Source organism: Amycolatopsis speibonae, assembly GCF_042647925.1.
GTDB classification, from domain to species: Bacteria; Actinomycetota; Actinomycetes; order Mycobacteriales; family Pseudonocardiaceae; genus Amycolatopsis; species Amycolatopsis speibonae.
Map to the genome: position 1 here is coordinate 212257 of NZ_JBHRWK010000025.1, position 8937 is coordinate 221193.

Below are 8937 nucleotides of genomic sequence, written 5' to 3' on the forward strand. Positions count from 1 at the left end.
GACTGGACGGGCGGTTTCATGCAGTTCGACAGCACCACGAATTCCTCCTCGGTCGCGCTGGTCGGTTTGTCGCGCGCGCCCTTGTCCGTGCCGCCCGCCGCGGTGGCGCGACAGGCGCTGGAGAATGCCGGTATCACCCCGGAATCGCTGGACGGCGTCACCGCGGGCGTGTTCGCCACAACGCAGGCCGAACCGGTCGCGGTGGAGTTCGGTCTGCTGGGCCCCGTGGTGACGGCGGAAATCCAGCCCGCGGCCCTAGTGCACCTTTGCCTCCAAAGTATTCACATGGGTGAATCAGCGCTCGCCATCGCCGGAGTGGTTTCGCCCGGCGACTGTGCGTTTCTGGTGCTGAAACCGATTGCCTCCGCGATCACCGACGAGGACCCGATTCATTGCGTGTTCGACGGCAGTGCGCTGGGCAGGGGGCCCGTCGTGCGGCTGGCTTGCGAGCGAGCCGGGGTAGACCCCGGCGACGTCGACCCGGTCGACGAGAACGACGTGGTGTCGGCACTGTTCGAGTTGCCCGCCTTGCTCGGTCGTGGGCAGGACCGCCGGACGCCCATCGTGCTCAGTTCGGCCGACGGCACCGGGGCCGCCTGCGCGCTGGTGCTGTCCGAACCGCCCGTCCGGACGCGACCGCCCGAGCGCCGCGCGGTGCCGGTCCTGCCGCTGATGCTGTCGGCCGACAGTGCGGAGAGCCTGCGCGGTAAGGCGGAGACCCTGCGCGCCCACCTGGACGGGGCTGCCGCGCCGGACCTGCTCGACACCACACACACGCTGGCGCTGGCGAGGTCACACCTGCCGCACCGGGGCGTCGTGCTGGGCGAGGACCGGGCGGAACTCGTCGCGGGCCTCGCCGAACTGGCCGGCGGCCGGGCAGGTGCGGCAGAGGCCGGGACCGGGCGCAAACTGGCGCTGATGTTCCCCGGCGAAGGCGGACAACGGCCGGGGATGGGCCGCGAGCTGTACCCGCTGTTCGACGTGTTCGCCGACGCGCTCGACGAAGTGTGCGACCACCTGGACGCGGCGTCCACCTGGTCGGTGCGCGACCTGCTACTGGGCGACCGCGGCACCGAAGTGGCGCCCGCCGACGAAGCGATGTACACCCAGGACGCCCTGTTCGCCCTGCAGCTGGCGCTGTTCCGGCAGTTCGAGCACTGGGGCGTTCGCCCGGACTTCGTGGTCGGCCACTCGGTCGGGGAACTGGCCGCGGCCACCGCGGCCGGGGTGTACACCCTCCCGGACGTGTCCGCGCTGCTGGCCGAGCGGGTCCGGTTGTTCCGGCACCGGACGCCGGTCGGCGGCGCCATGGTGGCGCTGCGGATCACCGAGGCCGAAGCACAGGAGTCGCTGACCGGGCTGACGGAGCTGGCGGCGATCTCCGCGGTCAACTCACCGAGCTCCGTCGTCGTCTCCGGCGACCGCGACACCGTGCTCGGTATCGCCCGGCTCTGGGCCGACCGTGGGCGCAAGGTCAAGCAGCTGCCGGTGGACCGGGCCTTCCACTCCCCGCACATGGCCGCGATGGCAGGCGAGTTCGAGCAGTTCGCGCGCGGCCTGACCGCGTACCCGCCGCGTATCCCGATCGTCCCGGTGCACACCGGGCTCGGGACCGATCCCGGTGTGGTGTGCCTGCCCGAGTACTGGGGCGCGCAGGTACGCGGCACCGGGCACTTCCTGAACTGCGTCACCACCCTGGCGGCCGCCGGCGTCGACACCTACGTCGACATGAGCGCCAACGGGGTGCTCGCGGCACTGGTCGAGGAGACCCTGCCCGGCGCGGCCACCGGCGACCTGCTCGTCACCGCCGCGCTGCGCGGCGGCCAGTCCGACCTGCGCGCGGTGCTGGGCACCCTCGGCGAGCTGCACGGGCACGGGGTGCCGGTCGCCTGGCCGGAGGTGCTCGACGGCTGGGGCGGCCGCCGCGTGCACCTGCCCACCGAGGTCGCCGAACCCACCGGCGCCGTCGACACGGACCTGCCCCGGCTGATCCGAGCCGAGACCGAGTCGCTGATCAGCGGCGGTTACCGGCCGGACCGGACCTTTTTCGAGCTGGGCATGGACTCGGTGCGCGCTGTCGAACTGGTCAACCGGCTGCGCAGGCGGACCGGGCTGAAGATCGCCACGACCGCCCTGTTCGACCACCCCACCCCGAACCGGCTGACCGCGTACCTGGACGGCAGCGCACCGAAGTCACCGGCCGTCGTGCGCCGCCGGGCAGGTTCGGACGAGCCGATCGCCATCGTCGGCATGAGCTGCCGCTTCCCCGGCGGCGTGCAGTCCCCCGAAGACCTGTGGCAGCTGCTCACCGAGGGCGGCGACGTCATCACGCCGATGCCGGCCGACCGCGGCTGGGACCTGGAGACGCTGTACGACCCGCAGCGGCAGCGGCCGGGCACGAGCTATGTGCGCGAAGGCGGGTTCCTGCACGAGGCCGCCGAGTTCGACGCCGCGTTCTTCGGTATCGGCGGCCACGAGGCCCTGGAGATGGACCCGCAACAACGCTTGCTGCTGGAACTGTCCTGGGAAGCCTTCGAGCGGGCCGGCATCGACCCGGCCACGCTCCGAGGCAGCGACACCGGGGTCTACGCGGGGCTCACCCACAGCGAGTACGGCATCGGTCCCGGGCACGCCGGAGCCGCCGAGCGGCCGAACCTGGCGATCGGGACCGTGTCCAGCGTGGCCTCCGGCCGGATCTCGTTCACCTTCGGTCTGCAGGGCCCCAACCTGTCGATCGACACGGCGTGCTCCTCCTCCCTGGTCGGCGTGCACCTGGCCGCCGCGGCGCTGCGCCGGGGCGAATGCTCGCTGGCGCTGGCCGGAGCGGTGACCGTGCTGGCGTCGCCCTTGGTGTTCGTGGAGTTCAGCAGGCAGGGCGGGCTGGCGCCGGACGCGCGGGCCAAGCCGTTCGCCGAAGACGCCGACGGCACGGCTTGGGCCGAGGGCGGCGGCATGTTCGCGCTGGAGCGGTACTCCGACGCGCGCCGGAACGGCCATCCGGTGCTGGCGCTGATCACCGGGTCCGCGGTCAACTCCGACGGCGCCAGCAACGGGCTCACCGCGCCCAACGGTGCCGCCCAGCAGCGGCTGTTGTCCACCGCGCTCGCGGACGCCGGGCTGCGACCGTCCGATGTGGACGTCGTGGAGACGCACGGCACCGGGACGAAACTGGGCGACCCGATCGAGGCGGGCGCGCTCCTGGCGGCCTACGGCGCGCATCGGCCACCGGACCAGCCGCTGCTGGTGGGCTCACTGAAGTCCAACCTGGGGCACACCCAGGCCGCCGCCGGGGCCGCCGGCCTGATCAAGATGGTGCTGGCCATGCGGCATCGCACGGTCCCGGCCACCGTCAACGTCGAGGCGCCCAGCTCGCACGTGGACTGGGCGGCCGGGCTGCACCTGGTCACCGAACCCACGCCGTGGCCGGACCGGGGACCGATCCGGCGGGCCGGTGTCTCCTCCTTCGGCATCGGCGGCACGAACGCCCATGTGATCCTGCGACAGCCCCCGGCCGAACCGGACGGACCGGCGGCCCCGCCGAGCGAACTCCCGTTGCTGTGGACCGTCTCGGGCGGTTCGGAGACGGCATTGCGCGCGCAGGCGGCCCGGCTGCTCGCGCACTGCGACACCCACCCCGGGGCCGAAGCGCACGACCTGGGTTTCTCCTTGGCCACGACCCGTTCCGCGCTGACCGACCGGGCCGTGCTCACCGGCGGCGACCGCGAACAGCTCGGCCGCGCGCTGAGAGCGCTGGCCGCCGGCAGAACCGATCCCGGTCTCACCACGGGGGTGGTGGCCGAGGGCGGCCTGGCCTTCCTGTTCGCCGGGCAGGGCAGTCAGCGCGCCGGCATGGGCCGTCTGCTGCACGAGCGGTACCCGGTGTTCGCCACGGCCTTCGACGAGGTTTGCGCGGAGTTGCCGCCGCAGGTACGGGCCGCCGTATTCGGTACGGACCAGGAAACCCTGGACCGGACGGAGTTCGCGCAGACCGGGCTGTTCGCGTTCGAGGTCGCACTGTTCCGCCTGCTGGAGAGCTGGGGCATCCGGCCGGACCTGCTGCTGGGGCACTCCGTCGGTGAACTGGCCGCCGCCCACGTCGCCGGGGTGCTGTCGCTGCCGGACGCCTGCCGCCTGGTCGCGGCGCGAGGTTCGCTCATGCAGGCGTTGCCGCCGCACGGTGCGATGTACGCGGTGGCGGCCTCGGCGGACGAGGTCGAGCACCTGCCGCCAGGGGTTTCGCTGGCGGCGGTCAACGGCCCGCGTTCAGTGGTGCTCTCGGGAGTCGAGGATGCCGTCGCCGCGGTGGACCAGACCTTCCGCGCGCAGGGGCGCAGGAGCAAGCGCCTGCGCGTCAGTCACGCGTTCCACTCCGCGCTGATGGCTCCGATGCTCGACCAATTCCTTTCCGTGGCAAGGAGTCTGAGCTATCGGCCGCCCCTGATCCCGATCGTGTCCGGCTTGACCGGCCAAGTGGCCACCGAAGAACAGCTGTGCTCTCCGGAGTACTGGGCGGACCACGTGCGTCACACGGTCAGGTTCGCCGACGGGGTGCGGACCCTCCAGGACCGAGGGGTGAGCACGTTCCTGGAGCTGGGGCCGGAGACCACGCTGACCGAGATGGCCGCGGACTGCCTCGGTGAAGCCGCGGACACGGCGGTGATTCCCGGCGTGCGGGACGCGGACGTACTCGCCGCCGTGGCGGCACTGCACGTGCGAGGACGCGGGCCGGACTGGTCGAGGTGGTACGCGGGCAGCGGGGCACGGCGGGTGGACCTGCCGACCTATCCTTTCCAGCGCAAGAGGTTCTGGCTGCTGCCGGAGGCACCCTCGGAATCCCGCTCCCCGGATTCGGCGTTCTGGGACGCCGTGGCGAGCGGAGACCTCCAGCGTCTCGGCGACCTGCTGGGCACCGGCACCGAGCCGAAGGTCACCGAACTTCTGCCCGCGATGGCGCGGTGGCGGCGTGAGAACGACCAGACCGCCGCGACGGATCGGTTGCGGTACCGCATCTCCTGGCAGCCCGTGGCAGGACAGGTCGCCCGCAAGCGGAACTGGGTCGTGGTGCACGCCGCGGACCTGCCCGTGCCGGAACCCCTCCGCGCGGCACTCGGGGCCGTGGTGCTGGGCGTCGGCACCGATGACGGTCGTGCGGAAATCGCCGAACTGCTCGCCCCCGTCCGGGACGGCGAACCGATCGACGGAGTGCTGTCCCTGCTGGCACTGGACGAACGGCCGCACCCCGCCGTCGCCGGGGTGCCCGCCGGGCTCGCCTCGACCACGGCGCTCATCCAGGCCATGGGGGATCTCGAACTCGACCTGCCCTTGTGGTGCGTGACCCAGTCGGCGGTGTCCACCGGGCACGGCGATCGGCTGGGCTCCCCGGTACAGGCCATGGTGTGGGGCCTCGGCCGGGTCGCGGCCCTGGAACACCCGGCACGGTGGGGCGGACTGGTGGATCTTCCGTCCACTTTGGACCCTGTCGCGATCGAACGGCTGGCCGGAGTGATGTCGGCGACGGAGGATCAGATCGCCGTCCGCGCCTCGGGCGTCTTCGCCCGGCGCCTGCTGCACGCACCCGCCGGACCCCGCGAGAAGGTGACATCTCGCCGCTGGCCGCGGCGCGGCACCACCCTGATCACCGGCGCTTTCGGCGCGCTGGGAAGGAAGTTGGCGCGCTGGCTCGCCGCCGAGGGGGTGGAACGGCTGCTGCTGACCGGCAGGCATGTCGACGACCCCGAGTTCCTCGCCGAGCTGACCGTGCTCGGTGCCGAAGTCGAGGCTGTCGCCTGCGACGTGGCCGACCGCGACGCCATGGCCAGGCTGCTCGCGGCGATCCCGGCGGACCGGCCGTTGACGGGAGTCGCGCATACGGCCGGGGTCCTCGACGACGGTGTGCTCGATGCGCTGGACCCGGGGCGACTGGCCGTGGCCCTGCACGCCAAGGTCGAAGGTGCCCGCAACCTCCACGAGCTCACCAGCGGGCTGGAGGCGTTCGTGCTGTTCTCCTCCGCCACCGGCGCGGTGGGCAACGCGGGCCAGGCCAACTACGCGGCGGCCAACACCTATCTCGACGCGCTGGCCGACCAACGGCGTGCCGACGGGCTCACCGCCACCTCGCTCGCCTGGGGACCGTGGGGCGACGGCGGGATGGCCGTGGACGGGGCGGGCGCGGAGGCCGTGGGCACCAGGCTGCGACGCAACGGCATGACCGTACTCGACCCCGACCTCGGCATCGCCGCACTGGCCACGGCCTTCGGTCGCGACGAGTCAGGCCTGGTGATCGCCGACGTGGACTGGGACCGGTTCCTCTCGGTCTTCGCCACCAACCGGCACAGCCCGCTGCTCGCGGAGCTGCCGGAAGCCCGCCAGAGCAAGGCCGCCGAGCCGCAGCCGGAGTCGTCCTCACTCGTGGCGCGCCTGGCCGGGCTGTCCCAGTCCGAGCGGGTCCGGGTACTGCGCGAACTGGTGTGCCGTCAGGTCGCCACGGTACTCGGGCACGACTCGGTCACCCAGGTTCAGCCGGGCAAACCCTTCCACGAGCAGGGACTCAGCTCCCTGGGCATCATCGAACTGCGCAACCAGCTGAGGGCGCGAACGGGGTTGCGGGTGCCCGCCACCGCCCTGTTCGACCATTCGACGCCCACCGCACTGGCCGGGTATCTGAACACCGAGCTCACGCCGAGCGCACCACCGGCACCACTCCGGCCCGAACCGGTGGCCGAACCCGCGGCCGCCGACCTCGACGACGTACTAGGCCGGGCCGAACAGGAAATCTTCTTGGCAGCGGAGGGCCTCCTCGATGGCTGAGGACAGCAAAGTACTCGACACCCTGCACCGCCTGACCACGGCGCTGCGGGACACCAGGGAACGCCTGCGGGCAGCCGAAGCAGGCGCCCGTGAGCCGATCGCCATCGTGGGGCTGGGGTGCCGGTTCGCCGGCGGGGCGACCGACCCGGACGCGCTGTGGCGGCTGCTCGACGGCGGCCACGACGCCACCACCTCGTTCCCCGCAGACCGTGGCTGGCCGCAAGGGCGCACCGGCGCCGGTGGGTTCCTGGCCGACGCGGCCTGGTTCGACGCCGGCTTCTTCGGCATCGGCCCGCACGAGGCACTGTCCATGGACCCGCAGCAGCGGCTGATGCTGGAGATCTCCTGGGAGGCGCTGGAGCGGGCAGGGATCGACCCGACCACCCTGCGTGGCTCCCGGACCGGGGTGTTCACCGGGACCAGCGACCAGGACTACCGGCGGCTGATCAGTGCGAACGTCGACGAATTCGCTGACCACGTGGCGACCGCCACCGCGGCGAGCGTGCTGTCCGGGCGGGTCGCCTACCTGCTCGGGCTGGAAGGGCCGTCGGTCTCGATCGACACCGCGTGCTCGTCTTCGCTGGTGGCCCTGCACCTCGCTGTGCGGTCGCTGCGCGCCGGGGAATGCGATCTCGCACTGGCAGGCGGCGCGGTGGTGATGTCCACTCCCGGCGTGTTCATTGCCTTCCGGCACCAGGGCGCGCTCGCGGCGGACGGCCGGTGCAAGGCGTTCGCCGAGTCCGCGGACGGGGTCGGCTGGGGTGAAGGCGCCGGTGTGGTGGTCGTGGAACGGCTCACCGACGCCCTCGCGTCCGGCCACCCGGTGCTCGCCGTGGTGCGGGGCAGCGCGGTCAACTCCGACGGTGCCTCCAACGGGTTGACCGCGCCCAACGGGCTCGCACAGCAGCGGGTGATCCGCGACGCGCTGGCCGACGCGGGGCTGCGCGGCCAGGACGTGGACACCGTCGAAGCGCACGGAACGGGCACGCGGCTCGGCGACCCGATCGAGGCAGCCGCTCTGCAGGCCGCGTACGGCCGCGACCGGGCCACCCCGCTGACTCTCGGCTCTGTCAAGTCCAACATCGGGCACACCCAGGCCGCCGCCGGGGTCGCCGGGGTACTCAAGATCGTGCTCGCGCTGCGCAACCGGACCCTGCCCAAAACCCTGCACGTGGACCAGGCGACGTCCCAAGTGGACTGGCGCGGCGGCGGGGTCGACCTGCTCACCGAGAGCCGCCCCTGGCAGGCGGCCGACGGCCGTCCCCGTCGCGCGGCGGTGTCCTCCTTCGGTATCAGCGGCACCAACGCGCACGTGATCATCGAAGAGGCCCCACCACTGGAGGCGGCCGGAACTCCCGCGGCGGAGCAGTTGCCGTGGGTGCTTTCGGCCCGTACCGAATCCGCTCTGCGGGCAAGGGCCGGGCAGCTGCTGTCCCATGTGGACGACAGGGATCCGGTGGCCTTGTCGCACGCGCTGATCACCTCACGCAGCACCTTCGATCGACGTGCCGTGATACTCGACGCCGATCCGCGAACGGCGCTGACCGCGTTGAACAGGGGCACCGCGGCACCGGGTCTCGTCGCGGGCACGGCCGATCTGACCGGCAAGGTGGTGTTCGTCTTCCCCGGCCAAGGCGGCCAGTGGGCAGGCATGGCGGGTGACCTGTTGGAGACCTCGCCGGTGTTCAAGGAGCACGTCGAGCGCTGTGCTCGCGCGCTGGCGCCGCATCTCGACTGGGACCTGCTGGCGGTGCTGCGACAGGAGCCGGACGCACCGTCGCTGGACCGGGTGGACGTGGTGCAGCCCGCGTTGTTCGCGGTGATGGTCTCGCTGGCCGCGCTCTGGCGCGCCGGCGGTATCGAACCGGACGCGGTGGTGGGGCACAGCCAGGGCGAGATCGCCGCCGCCCACGTCGCGGGCGCGCTGTCGCTGGAGGACGCCGCGCTGGTGGTGGCCCGGCGGTCGAAAGCGCTGACCACGTTGTCCGGCCGCGGCGGTATGGCCTCGGTGGAGTTGCCCGCCGACCGGCTGCGACCCCTGCTGGGCGAGCGGCTGGCGATCGCCACGGTGAACGGACCGGAGTCCTCGGTGGTCTCCGGGGACATCGAGGCGCTCGACCGGCTGCTGAC

The 8937-nt window shown here is 72.4% G+C and carries 2 protein-coding genes; both read left to right on the top strand.

The window, feature by feature from the left end:
* The first annotated feature begins 18 nt into the window (after positions 1-18).
* The gene (locus tag ACFOSH_RS19735; protein WP_378240439.1) at positions 19-6807 is read left to right on the top strand and encodes a type I polyketide synthase; all 6789 of its coding nucleotides are present in this window, start codon (positions 19-21) and stop codon (positions 6805-6807) included.
* Positions 6800-8937: type I polyketide synthase (locus tag ACFOSH_RS19740; RefSeq protein WP_378240440.1), on the top strand; the 2138-nt coding region annotated here is incomplete at its 3' end. The genes ACFOSH_RS19735 and ACFOSH_RS19740, both read left to right, overlap by 8 nt.